Genomic DNA, 18,509 nt, shown 5'->3' on the forward strand with positions numbered 1-18,509 from the left:
CGTTCGTGGTGAGTAGGTGTGCGTGCCCCCTACCCGTGGTTCCGCCCGAAATCCTCACGGGCATCGTCTTGCCCCTGCTCGACGATCGACCGCCGGATCGCGCGCGTCCGGGTGAACAGGTCGAACAATTCGTCGCCATTGCCCCAGCGGATCGCACGTTGCAGCGCGAAGAGATCCTCGGAAAAGCGCTGCAACATCGACAGCACCGCGTCCTTGTTGGCCAGGAACACGTCACGCCACATCGTCGGATCCGACGCGGCGATGCGGGTGAAGTCGCGAAATCCCCCGGCCGAATATTTAATGACCTCGCTCTGCGTCACCGCCTCCAGGTCGGACGCGGTACCGACGATGGTATAGGCGATCAGATGCGGCAAATGGCTGGTCACCGCCAGCACCAGGTCGTGATGCTGCGCGTCCATCGTATCGATATCCGCACCCAGCCGCCGCCAGAACTCAGCCACTCGCTCGACCGCCGCCGGATCGGCATCGGCCGCCGGGGTCAGGATGCACCACCGCCCCTTGAACAGCGTGGCGAAGCCCGCGTCCGGCCCGCTGCGCTCGGTCCCCGCCACCGGATGCGCCGGTACCACCGTCACGCCCGGCAACGCCTCGGCAAAGGCGGCGGCGACGCCCGCCTTGCTCGACCCGACATCGCTGACGATCACGCCGACCGGCAGATCGTCGGCGATCTCGGCTGCGACCGCGCCGATCGCGCCCACCGGCACGCACAGGATGACCAGATCGGCATCGATCACCGCCGCCCCGGCATGGTCGGTACAATCGTCGACCAGCCCCAGCGCGCGGACCTGCTCGCGCGCCTCGGCCGAGGCGTCATGCCCGGTCAGCCGCACCGTCGGCATCTCGGCACGCACCGCCCGCGCGATCGACGATCCGATCAGCCCCAGCCCGATGATGGCGACGCGGGAAAAGGGCAGCATCAGCCGCCCACGATCTCGCGCAGCGCGGCGGCGATGCCGCGCACCTCCGCCTCGGTGCCGATCGAGATGCGCAGGCCGTTGGCCAGCCCCTGTCCCGGCAGCCAGCGGACGATATAGCCCTTGTCCATCAGCGCCTGATAGGCATCGCCCGCGCTGACCGGCCCTTCGAACAGCACCAGCACGAAATTCGCCTTGGACGGCACGGCGCGCAGGCCCGCATTGCCCATCGCCGCGATCTCGCCCTCGAACCAGGTCCGCCACTGGCGGTTATGTTCGCGGCTCGCCTCGACGAAGCCCTTGTCGCGGATCGCGGCGATCGCCGCCTGCTGTCCGGCGGTGGTGACGTTGAACGGCGCGCGGATGCGGTGCATCGCATCGATCGCCTCCGCCGATCCATAGCCCCAGCCGATCCGTTCGGCGGCAAGCCCGTGGATCTTCGAGAAGGTCCGCGTGACCAGCACGTTGGGCTGGGTCTTGGCAAGTTCGAGGCCGTGATCGTCCTCTGCGGGATCGAGATATTCGGCATAGGCCTGATCGAGCACCAGCAGCACGTCCGACGGCAATCCGGCATGCAACCGCGCGATTTCGACACGCGGCGCATAGGTGCCGGTCGGATTGTTCGGATTGGCGACGAACACGACCCGCGTCCGATCGGTCACGCAGGCCAGGATCGCGTCGACATCGGTCGCATAGTCCTTGTCCGGCGCGATCACCGGCGTCGCCCCGACCCGCCGCGCCGCGATCTCATACACCGCAAAGCCATAGCGAACGAAGATCACCTCATCGCCCAGCCCGGCATAAGCGCCGGCGGCCAGATGCAGCACCTCGTCCGATCCGGTGCCATAGATGATCCGTGCCGGGTCCAGCCCATGCGCCTGCCCGATCGCGACGCGCAAATCGGCGGCACCGGCATCGGGATAGCGTTCGAGGCTCCGATCGGCGGTCGCGAAGGCGGCGCGGGCATGCGGCGAGGTACCGAGCGGATTCTCGTTCGACGACAGCTTCGCCACCTGCCGCCCGTCATCGGTCTTCGACCGGCCGGGGACATAGGGAGCGATGTCGAGGATCCAGGGCTTGGGAGCGGGCGCGTTCATGGGTCCGCGCAGTGGCAAATGCCGCCGCCGAACGCAAGGCGTAGCCCGGCGATCAGCGGTCGTTGCGCGACCCTTACAGTCCCGAGGCGAAACTCAGTTCGAGTTCCTTGGCATTGGCCGGCACGTCGAGCGCGGCGCTGTTGAAACTCAGCGCTCCGCTCGGCCCGATCACGCGGGTCTGCGGCTTGATCGTCCAGCTATAGACGCTGCGATCCTGATCGTCCTTCAGCACCGCGCGGATATCGGGAATGCGCTGGCGGCTGCCGGTCTCGTTGATGATCTTGCCCGATACCGCAAACAATTCGTTGCCGCTCGACAACAGCCGCCGCTCGGGCGTGTTGATCGCGAATTTCAGCGCATTGTCGGCGTTGGCCGCGATCGGCAGGCCTAGCTGTTCGGCAATGCCCGGCGTTCCGGTGTAGAGGATCGCGCCCGTCGCGGCGAGCATCGCGACGCCGGCGGCGACCGCCATCGCGGTGCGGCGGCGCGCGGGATTGCGGCGCGGGACGAAGGGCGGCTGATGGGCGAAGGCGCTGAACGTCTCGCCGCGCTCGACGCGTTCGGCATCGGGGTCGACATAGCGGCGCGCCGGTTCGGCACTGCGCGCGCGGAGCGGACGCGGCACGTCGGCGGCATAGGCCGATTCGGCAAAGGCCGGGGCGGCGGCGGGCGCATAATCGCTGGCCGACGCGGCGCGGGCGATCTCGGGCGCGGCATCGGCAACCACCGGCTGCGGCACGCGGACCGGTTCAGCGGGCGGTGGGGTTTCGGGCATGCCATGGCCCAGATCGACCATCGCCGGCGGCTGGAACCAGCTATGCCGGCATCCCGCGCAACGGACCGTGCGCCCGGCCGGTCCGATCGCCGAATCGGCGACCAGATAGCGCATATGGCATTGCGTACATTCGAGGATCATCGCGTCCCCTGCCCCCTGCATGAGCCGCGCCACGCCACCGTTGATGCGGAGCGAACCGGGCGCGGCTTGAAATCGAACGCTGAATCTACGCAGCAGACGCCATCCGGGCAAGGCGCGATGTTGCCCGGCTTGAGACAAACGCCCCCATGTGCGATTGGCGTGGGTCACCGGCGGAATCCAAGGGCGCACGTGGCCAGTATCGTTCAGTTCGAGAATGTCGGCCTTCGCTATGGTCACGGGCCGGAAACGCTGAGCGACCTCAGCTTCACGCTCCGCGAAGGCACGTTCCATTTCCTGCTCGGCGCGTCGGGCGCGGGCAAGACCTCGCTGCTGCGCCTGCTCTATCTTGCGCAGCGGCCCAGCCGCGGCGTGATCCGCCTTTTCGGGGAGGATATGGTGCTGTCGCCACGCGAACGCCTGCCGGGGTTCCGGCGGCGGATCGGCGTGGTGTTCCAGGATTTCCGGCTGGTCCCGCATCTGTCCGCCCGCGACAATATCGCGCTGCCGCTGCGCGTCGCCGGCATGCCCGAAGAGGAACTGGCCGGGCCGGTCGCGGAGATGCTGGCATGGGTCGGTCTGACCGACCGCGCCGATGCCCGTCCGCCGACGCTGTCGGGCGGTGAGCAGCAGCGGGTCGCCATCGCCCGCGCGGTCATCACCCGCCCCGAAATCCTCGTCGCCGACGAACCGACCGGCAACGTCGACCCCATCATGGCCGAACGCCTGCTCAAGCTGTTCGCCTCGCTCAACCGGCTCGGCACGACCGTCGTCATGGCGACCCACGACCATCACCTGCTCCACCGCGTCCCCGACGCACTGGTCATGGAGCTGGATGGCGGCCGGCTGCTCGACCCCGTGGTTGCGGCATGATCGGGCGCGCGGCGGTGCAGCCGCTGCTCGACGACCGGCAGGGGCGGCGGGCGATGGTGTGGATCATGGCGATCATGATCTTCCTGACGACCCTGAGTGCGGCGCTCGGCCTGTCGACACGCGGGGCGGGCCGCGCAATCGACCGGCAACTGGCGGCGCGGCTGACGGTACAGGTGATCGAGGGCGACGCCACGCGGCGCGACGCGGTCACCGCCGCGCTGCTCGGCCGATTGCGCGCCTCGGCCGACGTCGCGCGCGCGAACGAGGTCGACCGTGCCCGCCTCGCCGAACTGCTCGAACCATGGCTGGGCGAGGCCGGGCTCGACGCCGACCTGCCGATGCCGGCGATGGTCGATGTCGACCTGCGCAGCGGTGACGACGCGACGGTGAAGCGGGTCGAGGCGTTGGCAAAGGCCGCCGGCGACGGCATCCGCGTGGATCGCCATGCGACCTGGCTGGCGCCGGTCCGCGCCTTCGTCGCCGCGCTCGGCTGGACCGCGCTGGGGCTGGTGCTGGTGATGGCCAGCGCGACGGCGGCAGTCGTGCTGCTGGTGGCACGGGCGGGGCTTGATACGCACCGCGGGACAATCGACATCCTGCACATGCTGGGTTCGACGGATCTTCAGATCGCGCGCCTGTTCCAGCGGCGCATCGGGCAGGATACGCTGACCGGCGGGCTGATCGGCGCGCTGGCCGGCGGTCTGCTGGTGGTGCTGCTCGGCCAGCGTATGGCATCGCTCGATTCACAATTGGCCGATGGCGTCTCGCTGCGACCGCTCGACTGGCTGTTGATCGCGCTGCTGCCCGTCGCCTTCACCCTGCTCGCCATGTTCGCGGCGCGGATCGCGGTGTTGCGGCGGCTGGCACGGGTGTTGTGATGGGGCGCATCCTTTCGGTCCTGCTGCTGCTCTACGCGCTCGGCTTCGCGCTGTTCGCGGTGACCCTGCCGCAACCCGTTGTCCTGACCCAGCGGACCGATGGCGTCGTCGTGCCCACCGGCGGGTCGGGCCGGATCGATCGCGGCCTCGCGGTGCTGGAAGCGGGACAGGCGCGGCGGATGCTGATCACCGGCGTCGATCCCGATGTCCGCCCGCGCGAACTGGCCGCCGCGATCGGGGCACCGCGCGCGCTGTTCCGCTGCTGCGTCGATCTGGGCAAGGAGGCGGTCGACACCCGCTCCAACGCCGACGAGACCGCCGAATGGGTGCGGCGCAACCGCTATCGCTCGATCCGGCTAGTGACCTCGAACTGGCATATGGCGCGTGCGACGATGGAACTGCGTCATGCGCTGGGCAATTCAGTCGAGATCGTCCCCGATCCGGTGACCGGCCACCCGGGCTTCGCGCTGCTGTTCGGCGAATATAACAAATATGTCGTGCGGGGGATCGTGATGCGACTGGGGATCGACCTGTGATCGCGTGGGTCCGCACCTGGCTGTTCCGCATCCTGTTCTACGGCGCGTCGGTGCCGATCGTGCTCAGCGCGCCGCTATCGGCCGCGGTCAGTCGCGATGCGATGCACACCCACGCCCATGTCTGGATCCGCGTGCACCGCTTCCTCGCGCGCTGGATATTGGGCGTGCGGGTCCGCGTCGAAGGGGTACGCCCGCCCGGCACCTATCTGTTCGCGGTCAAGCATCAGGCAATGTTCGAAACGCTCGAGATGGCCGAACTGATCGACGGCCCGCTGATCGTCATGAAGCGCGAGCTGATCGACATGCCCTTCTGGGGCCGCACCGCCCGCGCCTATGGCGCGATCGGCGTCGACCGCGATGCGTCGTCCAAGGCGCTGCGCCAGATGCTGAAGGAAGCCGCCGCCGCGCGGAAGGAAAACCGATCGGTCCTGATCTTCCCCGAAGGAACACGCGTCCCCGTCGGCGAAGCCCCGCCGCTGCGCTCGGGCTTTGCCGGCCTGTACAAGGCGCTGAACCTGCCGGTGATCCCGGTCGCGCTCGACAGCGGCCACTGCATGCCGCGCAAGGGGCCGAGCCGGCCGGGGGTCATCACGATCCGCCTGCTCGACCCGATCCCGCCGGGCCTGCCGCGCGAGGAGATCGAGGCGCGGGTCCATGCCGCGATCAACGCGCTGGAACCAGCGGCGGGGGGCGTGGCGGTAAAGTGAGTGCTTAGGCGGTCAGCGGCTGGCCCCTTTCAACTCCAACAGACAATCTCGCATACGCTCGCGCTTCAGGATGGCGTAGCGCGCGTCTTTCGTTCTGATGTCATCGTCGTCCGCCCAGTGACTCAACTCTCGCCATGCGGTCCGCTCAACGGGATGGAGGACAAACGGGTCAGGTACGGCAACATCGAGTTCCGCGTTATCGATGTCGCCGCCATTTGCGACCCGCGTGAGTGCCTCAATAAGAAAGCGGCGAAGGTCGTACATGTCGCCATCCTGCCATCACCCTGCTGCCTTTGCCACCTTCCGATACGCATGCAACAACGGCTCGGTATAGCCATTGGGCTGCTCCAACCCCTCGAACACCAACGCCCGCGCCGCCGCCAGCGCGACGCCGCCCGCGAGCGGCCGATACGCCGGATCGCCCGCATTCTGCGCATCGACCTTGACCGCCATCCGATCGAACGCCGCATCGACGTCGGCTGCCGTGCAAACGCCATGCAGCAGCCAGTTGGCGATATGCTGCGACGAGATGCGTAGCGTCGCGCGGTCCTCCATCAACCCGACGTCATGGATATCGGGCACCTTCGAACAGCCGATGCCCTGATCGACCCAGCGCACGACATAGCCGAGGATCCCCTGCGCATTATTGTCGAGTTCACGCGCGACCTCGTCCGCAACCCAATTGCGCCCGGTCGCCAACGGCAGGGTCAGCAACTGTGCCAGCGGCGCGACCGGTTCGCTCACCCGCGCCGTCTGTCGCTGCGCAACATCCACGCCATGATAATGCAGCGCGTGCAGCGTCGCGGCGGTCGGCGACGGCACCCATGCGGTACTCGCCCCGCTCATCGGGTGCGCGATCTTCTGTGCCAGCATGTCAGCCATCCGGTCGGGCGCTGCCCACATGCCCTTGCCGATCTGTGCCCGCCCGCCAAGGCCGCAGGCAAGGCCGATCTGGACGTTGCGATCCTCATAGGCCGCGATCCATGCCGCCCCCTTCATTTCGCCCTTCGGGATCATCGCCCCGGCATGCATCGCGCTGTGCAGTTCGTCGCCGGTGCGGTCGAGAAAGCCGGTATTGATGAACACGATCCGGTGGCGGACTTCATGGATGCACGCCGCCAGATTGGCGGAGGTGCGCCGTTCCTCGTCCATCACCCCGACCTTGATCGTGTGGCGGGGAAGGATCAGCAGATCCTCGACCGCGTCGAACAGCCGGTCGGTGAAGGCGACCTCCTCCGGCCCATGCTGCTTGGGCTTGACGATATAGATCGATCCGGTCCGGCTGTTGGCGCGCGGACCGTTCACGTCGTGCAGCGCGATCAGGCTGGTGACGATCGCGTCGAGTATGCCTTCGGGGGCCTCGCTGCCGTCGGCCAGCAGCAGCGCGGGCGTCGTCATCAGATGGCCGACATTACGGACGAACAACAGCGATCGCCCCGGCAGCACCAGTTCCCCGCCATCGCTGCCGACATAGCGGCGATCGGCGGCGAGGGTTCGGGTAACCGTCCGTCCGCCCTTGGCGAAGCTCGCCGACAGATCGCCCTGCATCAGCCCCAGCCAATTGGCATAGGCGGCGACCTTGTCCTCGGCATCGACCGCCGCGACCGAATCCTCCAGATCGCAGATCGTGGTCAGCGCCGATTCGAGCAGGATATCGGCCAGCCCCGACGGATCGGTGCGGCCGATCGCGTGGTCGCGATCGATGACCAGTTCGATGTGCAGCTCGTGATGGCGCAGCAGCAGATGGTCGCCTGCCCGGCCGACCAATTGCGCCGGATCGGCCAGTTGCGGCGCGTCTCCAGCCCAGTCGCGCCAGCTTCCCTCCGCCAGCGGCACCGCTTCGTCCAGAAACGCCTTCGCCCGCTCGATCACTGCCGCCCCGCGTACCGCGTCATAGCCGCCGGGCGCCGCCGTACCGGGGATCGCATCGGTCCCGTACAGCGCATCGTACAGGCTGCCCCAGCGCGCATTGGCGGCGTTGAGCAGGAACCGCGCATTCAGGATCGGCACGACCAGTTGCGGCCCGGCCAGCGTCGCGATCTCCGGATCGACATCGGTCGGATCGATCGTGAACGGCGCGGGTTCGTCGACCAGATAGCCGATCGAACGCAGGAATGCCTCCTGTTCGGCCGGGTCGATCGCCTGGCCCGCGCGCTCGACGAACCACGCATCCAGTTGCGCCTGCAACGCATCGCGCCGGGCGAGCAGCGCGCGGTTCTCAGGCGCGAAGCGGGCGAAGATCGCGGCAACACCTTCCCAGAAGGAATCGGCGGGAATGCCGGTACCGGGCAGCGCCCGCGCCTCGACGAACTCGGCCAGTTCGGCGGCGACCGACAATCCGGCGCGATCGACATAGGCTTGCGGCATCACGGCACCTTTCCTCGTTTCCCGGGACCCGATTACCACCTCGTATTTCGCATCGGTAGCGATCATAATCGCAGCACAGTCATTCCATGGAGGAACGAATGGCCTTCGATCCCGACCATGCGCTGTTCGTCGCGATCCTCGACAGCGGCAGCATCGCCGCAACCGCACGGGGCTGGGGTATCTCCCCGGCGATGGTGTCGAAGCGGCTGGCGCGGCTGGAGGCGCGGCTCGGCGTGCGGCTGATCGAGCGGACCACGCGGCGGCTCCACCCGACTCCGGTCGGCGCGCAACTCCATGCCGAACTGACGCAGATCCTCGCCGCGCTGACCGAAGCGGAGGCGCGTGTCACCGGCGCCGCCGCGACCCCCGCCGGTCCGTTGCGGATCGCCGCACCGACCTCGTTCGCGCGGCTGCATATCGCGCCGCATCTCGGCGATTTCCTGCGCGCCTATCCGGCGATCGCGCTCGAGTTGACGCTGTCCGATGGCTATGTCGACCTTGCCGCGCAGCGGATCGATTGCGCGATCCGCATTACTGCCGATCCGCCCACCGGCTATGCCGCACGGCGACTGGCCGGCAATCGGCGCGTGGTCTGTGCCAGCCCCGCCTATCTTGCCGCGCACGGCACGCCGACCACTCCCGCGGCACTCGCCGGTCACCGCTTGCTCGCCGCCGACGGGCAATTGCCATGGACGCTGCTGCGTCCCGGCAAGCGCGCGCTGGTCGAAGGGATATCGCACGTCCGCACCGACTCCAGCGAGATCGTCCGCGAACTGGCACTTGCCGGGGTCGGCATCGCGCTGCGCTCGCTCTGGGACGTCGGCACAGCGCTCGCCGACAGGCGATTGATCCATATCCTGCCCGAATGGGCGGGAGCGCGCGACCTCGCCATCCATGCGCTGCACGCCGCGCAACCGCGCCCGGCGGTGAACGCCTTTGTCGACTTCCTTGCCGACCGCTTCTCGCCACCACCCTGGGAGACGCTTGACACGGGCCATGGTTAGGATCAGGTTGGTATCAATTGATACCAATTAGGAGGATGCACCGGTGGAGCATATGGACGTCAACCCGATGGGTCTCGACGGGTTCGAATTCTGCGAATTCACCGCCCCCGATCTCGATCGCATGGCCGCGCAGCTTGAACAGTTCGGTTTCGTTGCCGCGTCGAAGCATCGTGAGCGCGACGTCGTCCGCTACAAACAGGGCCGCATCAACCTGTTGCTGAACCGTATCCCCAACGGCCATGCTGCGGACTTTGCTGCGCAGCACGGTCCATCGGCCGCGGGCATGGCGTTCCGCGTCGCCGATGCGAAGGCTGCGTTCGAAGCCGCCGTCACGCGCGGTGCCAAACCGGCGAATCCTTCGCGCGGCGTGCTGGGCGAAGGCTATGCGCTGGAGGGGATTGGCGGATCGATGCTGTATCTGGTCGACCGCCATGGTGCGGCCGGGTCGCTGTACGACGATTGGGACGCCATCCCCGGTGCTGCCGAAGCGGAGGCCGAAAACAATGTCGGTCTCGACCTGCTCGACCACCTGACCCACAATGTGAAGCGCGGGCAGATGCGGACCTGGTCGACCTTCTACAACCAGATTTTCGGCTTCGAAGAGCAGAAATATTTCGACATCAAGGGCAAGGCGACCGGCCTGTTCAGCCAGGCGATGATCGCACCGGACAAGGCGATCCGCATCCCACTGAACGAAAGCCAGGACGACAAGAGCCAGATCGAGGAATTCATCCGCGACTATAATGGCGAAGGCATCCAGCACCTCGCCTTCACCACCGAAGATATCTTCGAAACCGTCGAAAAACTGCGCGCGCGCGGCGTGAAGCTGCAGGATACGATCGAGACCTATTACGAATTGGTCGACAAGCGCGTGCCCGGTCATGGCGAGGACCTCGAACGCCTCAAGCGCAACCGCATCCTGATCGACGGCAATGTCGGCGAAGAGGGACTGTTGCTGCAGATCTTCACCGAACCGATGTTCGGCCCGATCTTCTTCGAGATCATCCAGCGCAAGGGCAATGAGGGCTTCGGCAACGGCAATTTCCAGGCGCTGTACGAAAGCATCGAACTGGATCAGATTCGGCGGGGCGTCATCACGGTCGATGCCTGAGGCATCGACCGGATGCGGGTGCGAAGGCACCCGGCCCCGCTCGGCCAGCGCGACGGAGCCGGGCCACAAGGCGCGGCTCCGCCGCGACTGACGGCCCGGCGGGCAGGCAACGCTGCAAATCCTCCCCGCCCGCGGGAAGGAAGGATAAGGTGACCATGACCTACCACCCCGGTTTCGCCAACCATATCGCCACCGAGGCCGTTGCCGGCGCCTTGCCGATCGGCCGCAACAGCCCGCAGCATGTCCCCTTCGGCCTCTACGCCGAACAACTCTCCGGCACCGCCTTCACCGCGCCGCGCGCCGAAAACCGTCGCTCGTGGCTCTACCGCCTGCGCCCCACGGCCAATCACGGGGCGTTCACCCCCTATACCGGCGCAAAGACGCTCGAAACCGCCCCCATCGCCGGCCCGCCGCCCAGCCCCAACCGCCTGCGCTGGGATCCGTTGCCGCTGCCGACCGAACCGACCGACTGGGTCGACGGCCTCGTCACCTATGGTGCGACCGGCGACGTCGCCGCGCAGAGCGGTGTCGGCATCCACCTCTATGCCGCGACGAAGGACATGGACCGTGCCTTCTTCTCGGCCGATGGCGAATTACTGATCGTGCCGCAGCAAGGTGCCCTCGCGATCGACACCGAACTCGGCCGGATCGACCTTGCCCCGCTGCAGATCGCGGTCATTCCGCGCGGCGTCCGCTTCCGCATCAAACTGCCCGAGGGCGCGGCGCGCGGCTATGTCTGCGAAAATTACGGCAGTCTGTTCCGCCTGCCCGATCTCGGCCCGATCGGTGCCAACGGCCTCGCCAACCCACGCGATTTCGAGACGCCGTCCGCATGGTATGAGGACCGCGACACCCCTTGCGAGGTCGTCCAGAAATTCCAGGGCAATCTCTGGACCACTACCCTCGACCACAGCCCGTTCGACGTTGTCGCCTGGCACGGCAATCTCGCGCCCTGCCGCTACGACCTGACCCGGTTCAACACCATCAACACCGTCAGTTTCGACCATCCCGACCCGTCGATCTTCACCGTGCTGACCAGTCCCAGCGACACGCCCGGCACCGCCAATTGCGATTTCGTGATCTTCCCCCCGCGCTGGATGGTCGCCGAGGACAGCTTCCGCCCGCCCTGGTTCCATCGCAACGTCATGAGCGAGTTCATGGGCCTCGTCACCGGTGCCTATGACGCGAAGGAGGGCGGCTTCGCGCCCGGCGGTGCATCGCTGCACAACCAGATGAACGGCCACGGCCCCGATCAGGCAAGCTATGACAAGGCGGTCGCCGCCGACCTGAAGCCGCACCGGATCGTGGACACCATGGCGTTCATGTTCGAAACCCGTCACGTCGTGAAACCGAGCCGCTGGGCGATGGCTTCCCCGACCATGCAGCTCGATTACGACGATGTCTGGACCGGCTTCGCCAAGGCGCGTCTGCCCGGATGAGCGACAACCGCGTCTTCGCCACCCCGGCGGGGGTCACGCTCGGCCCGCTGACCGACATCGCCGATGGGCGCGCGCGCAACTATGTGTTGCAACTGCGCGCCGGCCGGTTCCACGGCTTCGTCGTGCGGCGCGGCGATGCGGTGGTCGGCTATGTCGATCGCTGCCCGCATATGGGCCTGCCGCTCGCGCAGACGCTCGACGCCTATCTGACCCCGGATGGCAGCGCGATCACCTGTAGCTGGCACGCCGCGCTGTTCGCGATCGAGGACGGCAAATGCCTTGGCGGCCCCTGCCCCGGTCAGTCGTTGACGCCGTGGCCGGTGACGGTCGACGACGGCGCGATCGTCACCGCCTGATCAGGCCGCCACCGCCTCGGGCAATTCGGTCAGCGTCGATCCCTGCCCCAGCCGTGCGCCATGTTCGGCCAGCCACGCATCGGCGGTCGCCCGGCCCAGTTCGCGCAGGCCCTCCAGCTGCGACCGACGCGTATCGCTCTTGCCGGTCGGTCCCCGGTCCGAGAGCGCCGGTGCCGCCTCCATCAAATGCAGATTGGTCCGTGCCAGCGCCGTGAGTTTGTCGTCGATCGGCGGCGCGCGCCGTGCGATCGCCTGCACCTCGGTCAGCGCCTTCAGGTCGCGAAGCAGGCAGGCGTTGAAGCCAATATCGCTCATCCGCCCCATCACCTCGACCAGCGTATCGGGTGTCTCGCGCGTGGCGAACGGCGTGATCTGCACGATCAGCATGTCGGTCTGGCCATGCCCGCCGAAGATCAGCGGCTCGAGCGCCGGATTGGCCGAAAAGCCGCCGTCCCAATAGGGTTCGCCGTCGATCGTCACCGGCCCGAACAATTCGGGCAGACAGGCCGATGCCATCAGCGCATCGAGCGTGATGTCGTCATTGTGAAACAGCCGCGCCGCCCCGGTCGCGACCCGCGTGGCGGCGATCGACAGCGGGATCGCATGGCGCGCGGTCAGCGCGGTCAGGTCGAGGCTGTCGCCGACCACACGCCGCAGCGCCCGCATGTCGCGCAACCCCGGCGACAGCGGCGCGATATAGCGGCTGATCAGCTTGCTGAATTCCAGCGACCGCCGCAGCAGCGGCTCGAACGCCGGCATCATCCAGAAATCGGTATCGAACGCCTGCAATGGCGAGTTGCGCGACACGCTCCCCCAGAGCCGCGCGAGCGCATCCTTGGCCCCCTGCCGCCCGTCGATCGCCATGCCGCTGACCAGTGCCGCCCCGTTCAGCGCCCCGGCCGACGCGCCACTGACCGCGACGATCGGCAAATCCTCTTCGAGCAGCCGGTCGAGCACCCCCCAGCCATAGGCGCCGTGCGCGCCACCACCCTGCAGCGCCAGCGCGAGGCGCGGTCGGTCGGATGCGGCCATGTCGATCTCCCGGTTGTCAATCGATGCTGCAACGCAGCAGACGCCGTTCGTATCCTATAGACATGCCGGCAGCGTCACGATCGGCAGCCCGGTGACGACGATCGCCGCGACCCCGATCCAGCCGAGCACGATGCCGATCTGGTCGGTCGCCGCGTCGCCGCGCGTCCGGTACAACCATAGGGCCAGCGCGACGCCCGCCAATATCCCGCCGATCCACGACAGCAGCAGTACCAGCCGCTGCACGCTGACCGGCCCGATCGCGACCGCCGCCCATCCGCCGGCACAGCCAATGCCATGCAGGCCGTACAACACGCAAAACGCCACCGCCCAATGGGTCAGGCCGGCGGTCATGCGCAGCAGCGCGGTCACGCGAACCATCCCGGCAGCGCGACGACCATGGCCGCGACGATCCCGCTCACGGCTGCATGATCGCTCCACAACCGCACGATGCGCGGCTCGCCTTGCCGTGCCCCGCCGATGAAGCCGGCCCTGGCCCGCGCCCGCAGGAACGCCAGCATCACCGCCGCCAGCGCGGCATGAAAGATCGCATAGGCCGAAACCATCGCTCCGGTCGCTGCATAGGCATGCGTCGTCGGCCCGGGCAGCCGCAGCGTCACCAAAAGCAGCAGCGCCGCGACGATCGCAACCTGCCCACAGCATGCTGCCGCCCATCGCTCCCGCCGCATGGCGAGGATCGCGACGGCCGCCCCGGCCAGTGCCAGCACCAGTTCGAACGGCGCCCGCGCTACCCGCACCGGCGGCGGCCAGTCGGGCGCGACCGTCCACAGGAACGCATAGCCGAACAGTAGCGAGGCGAAGAGCGTCGCGCTGGCCGACAGCGCGAAGACGCTGCCCCACCAGCCGGTCGTGCCCGTAACCTCGTTTGCGATCGGCAGCATCGCCCCGCCGGGCCCGGCGGGCAACGGGCCGTAATCGCGCCGCCGTCCGTTGCTCCATGCCCAGCGCCAGCCGAGAAACACGACCGCGATCAGGAACATCGGCGCAACCGGATATAGTCCGAACAGCATCGACAGGAAAAATCCGCCCAGCACCGCGGCGGTCGTGATCGGCAGCCAGCTATTGGTCGGCAGGATCACGATATGATCGGGCGCGCCACTGACCATGTCGACCGCCATCGTCTCGCGCCAGCCATGCCTTGTGTGGCCCAGCCACCCCTCGCCCCGCGCCAGTTCGACCGCGAGGTTCGGCCGGTCCTCGACCGGATCGCGCCCCGCGACGCGCGGCAGGCTGGCGAAATTATAGGCGGCGGGCGGCGTCGGCATCGCCCATTCCAGCGTCGCCGCATTCCACGGATTGCGGCGATGGAACCTACCGAGCCAGATCTGCAACCCGACATCGATCGCGAACAGCGCGAAGCCGAACGCCATCAGGAAGCTGCCGACCGACGACAACAGGTTCAGCCACGTCCACCCCATCTCCGCCGGATAGGTGTCGATCCGCCGCGGCATCCCCAGCAATCCGGTCAGGTGCATCAGGAAGAAGGTCATGTTGAACCCGATGAAGATCAGCCAGAACGCCGCCTCGCCCAGCCGCATCACCCGCCCCCGCCCGGTGAAATGCGGCAGCCAGTAATAGGCGGCGGCCAGCATCGGGAACACGAACCCGCCGACCAGCACATAATGGAGATGCGCGGTAACGAAGGCGGTATCGTGCGCCTGCGCGTCGAACGGCACCACCGCCAGCATTACCCCGGTAAGGCCCCCCAGCACGAACACCACGAAGAAGCCGATCAGATACAGCATCGGCAGCTTCAGTTGCGGCCGCCCCGCCCATAGGGTGCCGAGCCATGCGAAGATCTGCACCGCCGTCGGGATCGCGACCAGCGTCGACGCGGCGGAAAAGAAGCCCAGCGCCATGTGCGGGATGCCGGTCGTGAACATGTGGTGGACCCACAGCCCGAAGCTGAGGAACGCCAGCGCCATGATCGCCGCGACCAGCGCGCCGTATCCGAGGATCTTTGTCCGCGCCATCACCGGCAGGATCGTCGAGACCGTGCCCGCGGCGGGCAGGAAGATGATATAGACTTCGGGGTGGCCGAACAGCCAGAACAGATGCTGCCACAATAGCGGCGATCCACCCAGTTGCGGATCGTAGAACGGCCAGCCGAACGCGCGCTCGACCTCCAGCAGGATCGATCCGAGGATCAGCGGCGGAAATCCGAACAGCATCATGCCGGCGGTCGCCAGCATATACCATGCGAACAGCGGCATCTGGTCCAGCCGCATGCCCGGCGCGCGCAGCTTCAGGATCGATACCGCGATCTCGATCGCCGCGCACATCGCCGAAATCTCGACGAAGGTCACGCCGAGCAGCCAGACGTCGGAATTGATGCCGGGCGTATAGGTCCGTCCCGACAGCGGCGGGTACAGGAACCAGCCGGCATCGGGCGCGACCCCGGCGAGCATCGCGACGATCAGGATGCTGCCGCCGAACACGTAACACCACCATCCCAGCGCGGAGAGCCGCGGATAGGCCAGATCGCGCGCGCCCAGCATCTTGGGCAGCAGGTACATCGCCAGCCCTTCGAACATCGGGATGGCGAACAGGAACATCATGATGCTGCCATGCATCGTGAAGAGCTGGTTATAGACCGCCGGTCCCACGAACGCGCTGTGCGGCGTGGCGAGCTGCGCGCGGATCAGCATCGCCAGCACCCCGCCGACCGCGAAGAAGAAGAACGCGCCGAGGATGAAGCGCCGTCCCATGTCCGAATGGTTGACCGATCGCAACTGCCCGCGCAGCCCCGGTTCGGTCCGCCAGATCGCGGTCAGGTCGCGATGGAGTTTCAGCGCCTTCATCGGTCCTGCCCCAGTGCCGCCCAGCCGGCGGCATCATGCGCGATCACCGTGAAGCCATGGTCGCGATGACCGGTGCCGCAATATTCGGCGCATTCGCCGCGATAGGTGCCCGGCCGTGCCGCGACGATCCGCAACCGGTTGGTATGTCCCGGGATCGCGTCCATCTTGCCCGCCAGCCGCGGCACCCAGAAACTGTGGATGACGTCGGTGGCGGTGATGACCAGATCGACCGGCCGCCCGGCGGGGATGTGCAGCACACCGTCGGTAACCTGCCCGCCGGGATGGCGAAACGCCCATGCATAGCGCCGCGCCTCGACCCCGATCGTCACCGTGTCCGGCGCAGGTGTCGGCAGGATGCGCCCACCAAGGAACAGCGCATAGCCGAGCAGCGCCAGCAGCACCGCACTCGGCATCACCAGCCCCAGCCCGATGATCCAGCGCCGCTCGACCACCTGCCGCTTGCCGTGCCGCCACACCATCGCCAGCGCGAGCAGTGCGAAGACCAGCCCGGCGAGCAGCACCGCGCCCGCCAGCATAACCCACCACAGGGTCGCGACCGACGCGGCATGCGGCCCGGCGGGGTCGAGCACCGACAACGGCCCGGCGCAACCACCGGCGGCCAGCACCGTTGTCCCCCCGACGATACAGCGCCGCAGGGGGAATGCCGCATGACCGAACCGGATGCCGCGGTCGACGAACGACTGGTCGACCCGATCCGCGCCAATCCGGCGTTCCATCGCACCGAATCGAAGGTCGCGGTCGCCGGTCACCCGATCCATGCGATGCTGGTCGCCTTTCCGGTGGCGCTGACCGCCTGCACCTTCGGCGCCGATTCCTTTTACTGGTGGACCGGCGACGGTTTCTGGGCGCGCGCCGCACTCTGGGCATCGGGCGCGGGATTCCTGCTCGGCGTCCTCGCCGGGATCGCCGGTACCGTCGAGCTGCTCGCCGTCCCCGGTATCCGGGCGCGCGCGGCGAGCTGGACGCATTTCATCATCGCGGTGATGCTGCTCTCGATCCTCGGCGCGAACTGGGGCTATCGGCTCAGCACGGGCTATGAGACGGCGGTGCTGCCCTATGGCATCCTGCTCTCGCTGTTCGCGCTCGGCTTCACCGGCTTTACCGGCTGGCATGGCGGCAAGTTGGTGTTCGAATATCAAGTCGGGGTCGCCTCTACCGGCAATTGACGATGCTGCGGCGTCTTCAGCCATGCCGGAACCAGGTCGGGCAGGACCGGCTTGCCCAGCACCAACGTCAGCACCGCGGTCATCGTCGCCAGCGTCACCGCCAGCAGCGGCTTCGACGATGGCGGCGCATATTCGCCGCGCCGCTCGCTCATCAGCACCACGACATGGCCGGTCAGCCCATGGATCACGACCAGCAGCCCGACCGCGACCAGCTTCGCGAACATCCACGGCACGAATACCCCGCGCAGGAAGATCAGCGCGGTACCGGCGGCGATGGCAATCACCGCTGCGGGGGTGACGATCCGGGTATAGCCATAATGGGTGATGCGCCGCAGCCGCGCATAATCGGCTTGCCGCTCGCCCACGTCATGCTTCGACAGCACCAGCGGCAGCGCCACCAGCCCCGCGCACCACAGGATCAGCGCGGCGATATGCAGCCCCTTGATCCACGTCAGGATCATGCCGCCGCCCGCCCGGTCGCGAAGTCCTGCCAGCGCCGCGCCGCGATCCACGCTGCCGCGACCGCATAGGGTGCCATGCCCGGCACCCACATGATCAGCCCCGCCATCTGCTGATCGGCCAGCGGCCCGATCCCGAACGCGAAGGTCGTCGCCAGATGCGATTCGTACAGCGGCCGCCCGGCAAAGGTCAGCAGCGCGCCCAGAAAACCCATCTGCACCGCACCACCGGCGATGCCCGCCACCGCCTCCATCGCCGCCGCGCGGCGGATCGACGCCCAATAGGCCCAGCTACTCGCCAGCAGCGTCGCCTGCATCAGCCAATAGACGCCGACATGCGCCAATGCCGCATCGTACAGCGCCGGCAGATGCCATGCCCACAAGATCGCCGTCGACAGCGGCAGCGTCACCGCCACCCGCCCGCGCACCGGCCACGCCATCGCCAGCAACGGTGCCGCGACCCCGATCAGCAACAGATGATGCACCGCCCGCGCCGAAAACAGCGCGACGCTCAAGGCACAGAGCGGCGAGACGAAGGCGATCGCCAGCACCGCGATACCAGCCAGCCCGGCGCCCCGCCGCCCGGCCGGCAATCGCATCGCCAACACCGACGTGACCAGCAGCAGCGCGATCAATACCGGATCGTCATTCCACCGCGCCAGCCAGTCGCCGGCCACGGGCGCGTCCCCGCAATAGCTTCGCCACCAGTCGATCATCGCCACCCTGTCGATTGGTTGTTTCCCTGTCCCCGTCCGCCAACGCATCAACGGGCGGGATCGCCGCATCGCGGCACCGAT

At 67.6% G+C, this 18,509-nt stretch carries 20 protein-coding genes; 9 read left to right on the plus strand and 11 right to left on the minus strand.

Going from position 1 to position 18,509, the window contains the following annotated elements; translation table 11 throughout:
* Positions 1 to 29 precede the first annotated feature (29 nt).
* The 3 genes from ACZ1JS_RS13650 to ACZ1JS_RS13660 form a co-directional block, all read right to left on the minus strand.
* The gene (locus ACZ1JS_RS13650) at positions 30 to 938 is read right to left on the minus strand and encodes a prephenate/arogenate dehydrogenase family protein (protein WP_465166536.1); all 909 of its coding nucleotides are present in this window, start codon (positions 936 to 938) and stop codon (positions 30 to 32) included.
* Positions 938 to 2,032 carry a histidinol-phosphate transaminase gene (gene hisC / locus ACZ1JS_RS13655; protein WP_465166537.1) on the minus strand — a complete coding sequence of 365 codons (1,095 nt, stop codon included), beginning with the start codon at positions 2,030 to 2,032 and terminating at the stop codon, positions 938 to 940. The genes ACZ1JS_RS13650 and hisC overlap by 1 nt, the downstream gene beginning before the upstream one ends.
* Before the next feature lie 73 nt (positions 2,033 to 2,105).
* Entirely contained in the window at positions 2,106 to 2,981 is an 876-nt protein-coding gene (locus ACZ1JS_RS13660) for a zinc-ribbon domain-containing protein (RefSeq protein WP_465166538.1), read from the minus strand.
* Positions 2,982 to 3,137: 156 nt separating this feature from the next.
* Here ACZ1JS_RS13660 and ftsE point away from each other — a divergent pair, with 156 nt between their 5' ends.
* From ftsE to ACZ1JS_RS13680, 4 genes are read left to right on the plus strand one after another with little or no spacing between them, the layout of a single operon-like run.
* Complete coding sequence (ftsE, locus tag ACZ1JS_RS13665) at positions 3,138 to 3,818, plus strand: cell division ATP-binding protein FtsE (protein ID WP_465166539.1); 681 nt, start codon at positions 3,138 to 3,140, stop codon at positions 3,816 to 3,818.
* Positions 3,815 to 4,696: a cell division protein FtsX gene (locus tag ACZ1JS_RS13670; RefSeq protein ID WP_465166540.1), complete on the plus strand. Its 882-nt coding sequence runs from the start codon at positions 3,815 to 3,817 to the stop codon at positions 4,694 to 4,696. Before ftsE ends, ACZ1JS_RS13670 begins: the two co-directional genes overlap by 4 nt.
* Positions 4,693 to 5,232 (plus strand): YdcF family protein, encoded by a 540-nt coding sequence (locus ACZ1JS_RS13675; RefSeq protein WP_465166541.1) that lies wholly within the window; start codon positions 4,693 to 4,695, stop codon positions 5,230 to 5,232. The genes ACZ1JS_RS13670 and ACZ1JS_RS13675 overlap by 4 nt, the downstream gene beginning before the upstream one ends.
* A complete protein-coding gene (locus ACZ1JS_RS13680) occupies positions 5,229 to 5,939 on the plus strand; it encodes a lysophospholipid acyltransferase family protein (protein WP_465166542.1) in 711 nt (236 codons plus the stop codon). Before ACZ1JS_RS13675 ends, ACZ1JS_RS13680 begins: the two co-directional genes overlap by 4 nt.
* A 12-nt stretch (positions 5,940 to 5,951) precedes the next feature.
* Here ACZ1JS_RS13680 and ACZ1JS_RS13685 read toward each other — a convergent pair whose 3' ends face one another.
* Positions 5,952 to 6,203: a hypothetical protein gene (locus ACZ1JS_RS13685; RefSeq protein WP_465166543.1), complete on the minus strand. Its 252-nt coding sequence runs from the start codon at positions 6,201 to 6,203 to the stop codon at positions 5,952 to 5,954.
* 15 nt (positions 6,204 to 6,218) lie between these two features.
* Positions 6,219 to 8,306: a malate synthase G gene (locus ACZ1JS_RS13690; protein WP_465166544.1), complete on the minus strand. Its 2,088-nt coding sequence runs from the start codon at positions 8,304 to 8,306 to the stop codon at positions 6,219 to 6,221.
* 98 nt (positions 8,307 to 8,404) lie between these two features.
* On the opposite strand from ACZ1JS_RS13690, the gene ACZ1JS_RS13695 reads away from it, so the two are divergent.
* The 4 genes from ACZ1JS_RS13695 (at position 8,405) to ACZ1JS_RS13710 (ending at position 12,216) form a co-directional block, all read left to right on the plus strand.
* On the plus strand, positions 8,405 to 9,310 hold the full coding sequence (locus ACZ1JS_RS13695) for a LysR family transcriptional regulator (protein WP_465166545.1): 906 nt from the start codon (positions 8,405 to 8,407) through the stop codon (positions 9,308 to 9,310).
* A gap of 52 nt (positions 9,311 to 9,362) precedes the next feature.
* A complete protein-coding gene (gene hppD, locus ACZ1JS_RS13700; protein WP_465168698.1) occupies positions 9,363 to 10,421 on the plus strand; it encodes a 4-hydroxyphenylpyruvate dioxygenase in 1,059 nt (352 codons plus the stop codon).
* A 155-nt stretch (positions 10,422 to 10,576) separates the two neighbouring features.
* Entirely contained in the window at positions 10,577 to 11,860 is a 1,284-nt protein-coding gene (gene hmgA / locus ACZ1JS_RS13705; protein WP_465168699.1) for a homogentisate 1,2-dioxygenase, read from the plus strand.
* Entirely contained in the window at positions 11,857 to 12,216 is a 360-nt protein-coding gene (locus ACZ1JS_RS13710) for a Rieske (2Fe-2S) protein (RefSeq protein WP_465166546.1), read from the plus strand. The genes hmgA and ACZ1JS_RS13710 overlap by 4 nt, the downstream gene beginning before the upstream one ends.
* Here ACZ1JS_RS13710 and ACZ1JS_RS13715 read toward each other — a convergent pair whose 3' ends face one another.
* The 4 genes from ACZ1JS_RS13715 to coxB are packed head-to-tail and all read right to left on the minus strand — an operon-like array spanning position 12,217 to position 16,693.
* Entirely contained in the window at positions 12,217 to 13,248 is a 1,032-nt protein-coding gene (locus tag ACZ1JS_RS13715) for a patatin-like phospholipase family protein (RefSeq protein ID WP_465166547.1), read from the minus strand.
* 54 nt (positions 13,249 to 13,302) lie between these two features.
* On the minus strand, positions 13,303 to 13,617 hold the full coding sequence (locus ACZ1JS_RS13720) for a hypothetical protein (protein WP_465166548.1): 315 nt from the start codon (positions 13,615 to 13,617) through the stop codon (positions 13,303 to 13,305).
* Complete coding sequence (ctaD, locus tag ACZ1JS_RS13725; RefSeq protein WP_465166549.1) at positions 13,614 to 16,067, minus strand: cytochrome c oxidase subunit I; 2,454 nt, start codon at positions 16,065 to 16,067, stop codon at positions 13,614 to 13,616. The genes ACZ1JS_RS13720 and ctaD overlap by 4 nt, the downstream gene beginning before the upstream one ends.
* Positions 16,064 to 16,693 carry a cytochrome c oxidase subunit II gene (gene coxB / locus ACZ1JS_RS13730; RefSeq protein ID WP_465166550.1) on the minus strand — a complete coding sequence of 210 codons (630 nt, stop codon included), beginning with the start codon at positions 16,691 to 16,693 and terminating at the stop codon, positions 16,064 to 16,066. The genes ctaD and coxB overlap by 4 nt, the downstream gene beginning before the upstream one ends.
* 42 nt (positions 16,694 to 16,735) lie before the next feature.
* Between coxB and ACZ1JS_RS13735 the strand changes: the two genes are divergently transcribed.
* Entirely contained in the window at positions 16,736 to 17,254 is a 519-nt protein-coding gene (locus ACZ1JS_RS13735) for a DUF2231 domain-containing protein (RefSeq protein WP_465166551.1), read from the plus strand.
* On the opposite strand, the gene ACZ1JS_RS13740 is transcribed toward ACZ1JS_RS13735, so the two are convergent.
* Positions 17,224 to 17,766 carry a CopD family protein gene (locus tag ACZ1JS_RS13740; RefSeq protein ID WP_465166552.1) on the minus strand — a complete coding sequence of 181 codons (543 nt, stop codon included), beginning with the start codon at positions 17,764 to 17,766 and terminating at the stop codon, positions 17,224 to 17,226. The two genes, ACZ1JS_RS13735 and ACZ1JS_RS13740, sit on opposite strands and share 31 nt — an antisense overlap.
* Positions 17,712 to 18,428 (minus strand): cytochrome c oxidase assembly protein, encoded by a 717-nt coding sequence (locus ACZ1JS_RS13745; RefSeq protein ID WP_465166553.1) that lies wholly within the window; start codon positions 18,426 to 18,428, stop codon positions 17,712 to 17,714. Before ACZ1JS_RS13745 ends, ACZ1JS_RS13740 begins: the two co-directional genes overlap by 55 nt.
* Between the last annotated feature and the right edge of the window lie 81 nt (positions 18,429 to 18,509).

The organism is Sphingomonas sp. BL-S-05 (genome assembly GCF_055521695.1).

Excerpts from the sequence above, each read along its gene's own strand:
- ACZ1JS_RS13650 (WP_465166536.1), bottom strand. The coding sequence starts at position 938 with ATGCTGCCCTTTTCCCGCGTCGCCATCATCGGGCTGGGGCTGATCGGA.
- hisC (WP_465166537.1), bottom strand. The coding sequence starts at position 2,032 with ATGAACGCGCCCGCTCCCAAGCCCTGGATCCTCGACATCGCTCCCTAT.
- ACZ1JS_RS13670 (WP_465166540.1), top strand. The coding sequence starts at position 3,815 with ATGATCGGGCGCGCGGCGGTGCAGCCGCTGCTCGACGACCGGCAGGGG.
- ACZ1JS_RS13685 (WP_465166543.1), bottom strand. The coding sequence starts at position 6,203 with ATGTACGACCTTCGCCGCTTTCTTATTGAGGCACTCACGCGGGTCGCA.
- ACZ1JS_RS13690 (WP_465166544.1), bottom strand. The coding sequence starts at position 8,306 with ATGCCGCAAGCCTATGTCGATCGCGCCGGATTGTCGGTCGCCGCCGAA.
- ACZ1JS_RS13695 (WP_465166545.1), top strand. The coding sequence starts at position 8,405 with ATGGCCTTCGATCCCGACCATGCGCTGTTCGTCGCGATCCTCGACAGC.
- hppD (WP_465168698.1), top strand. The coding sequence starts at position 9,363 with ATGGACGTCAACCCGATGGGTCTCGACGGGTTCGAATTCTGCGAATTC.
- hmgA (WP_465168699.1), top strand. The coding sequence starts at position 10,577 with ATGACCTACCACCCCGGTTTCGCCAACCATATCGCCACCGAGGCCGTT.
- ACZ1JS_RS13710 (WP_465166546.1), top strand. The coding sequence starts at position 11,857 with ATGAGCGACAACCGCGTCTTCGCCACCCCGGCGGGGGTCACGCTCGGC.
- ACZ1JS_RS13715 (WP_465166547.1), bottom strand. The coding sequence starts at position 13,248 with ATGGCCGCATCCGACCGACCGCGCCTCGCGCTGGCGCTGCAGGGTGGT.
- ctaD (WP_465166549.1), bottom strand. The coding sequence starts at position 16,067 with ATGAAGGCGCTGAAACTCCATCGCGACCTGACCGCGATCTGGCGGACC.
- ACZ1JS_RS13735 (WP_465166551.1), top strand. The coding sequence starts at position 16,736 with ATGACCGAACCGGATGCCGCGGTCGACGAACGACTGGTCGACCCGATC.
- ACZ1JS_RS13745 (WP_465166553.1), bottom strand. The coding sequence starts at position 18,428 with ATGATCGACTGGTGGCGAAGCTATTGCGGGGACGCGCCCGTGGCCGGC.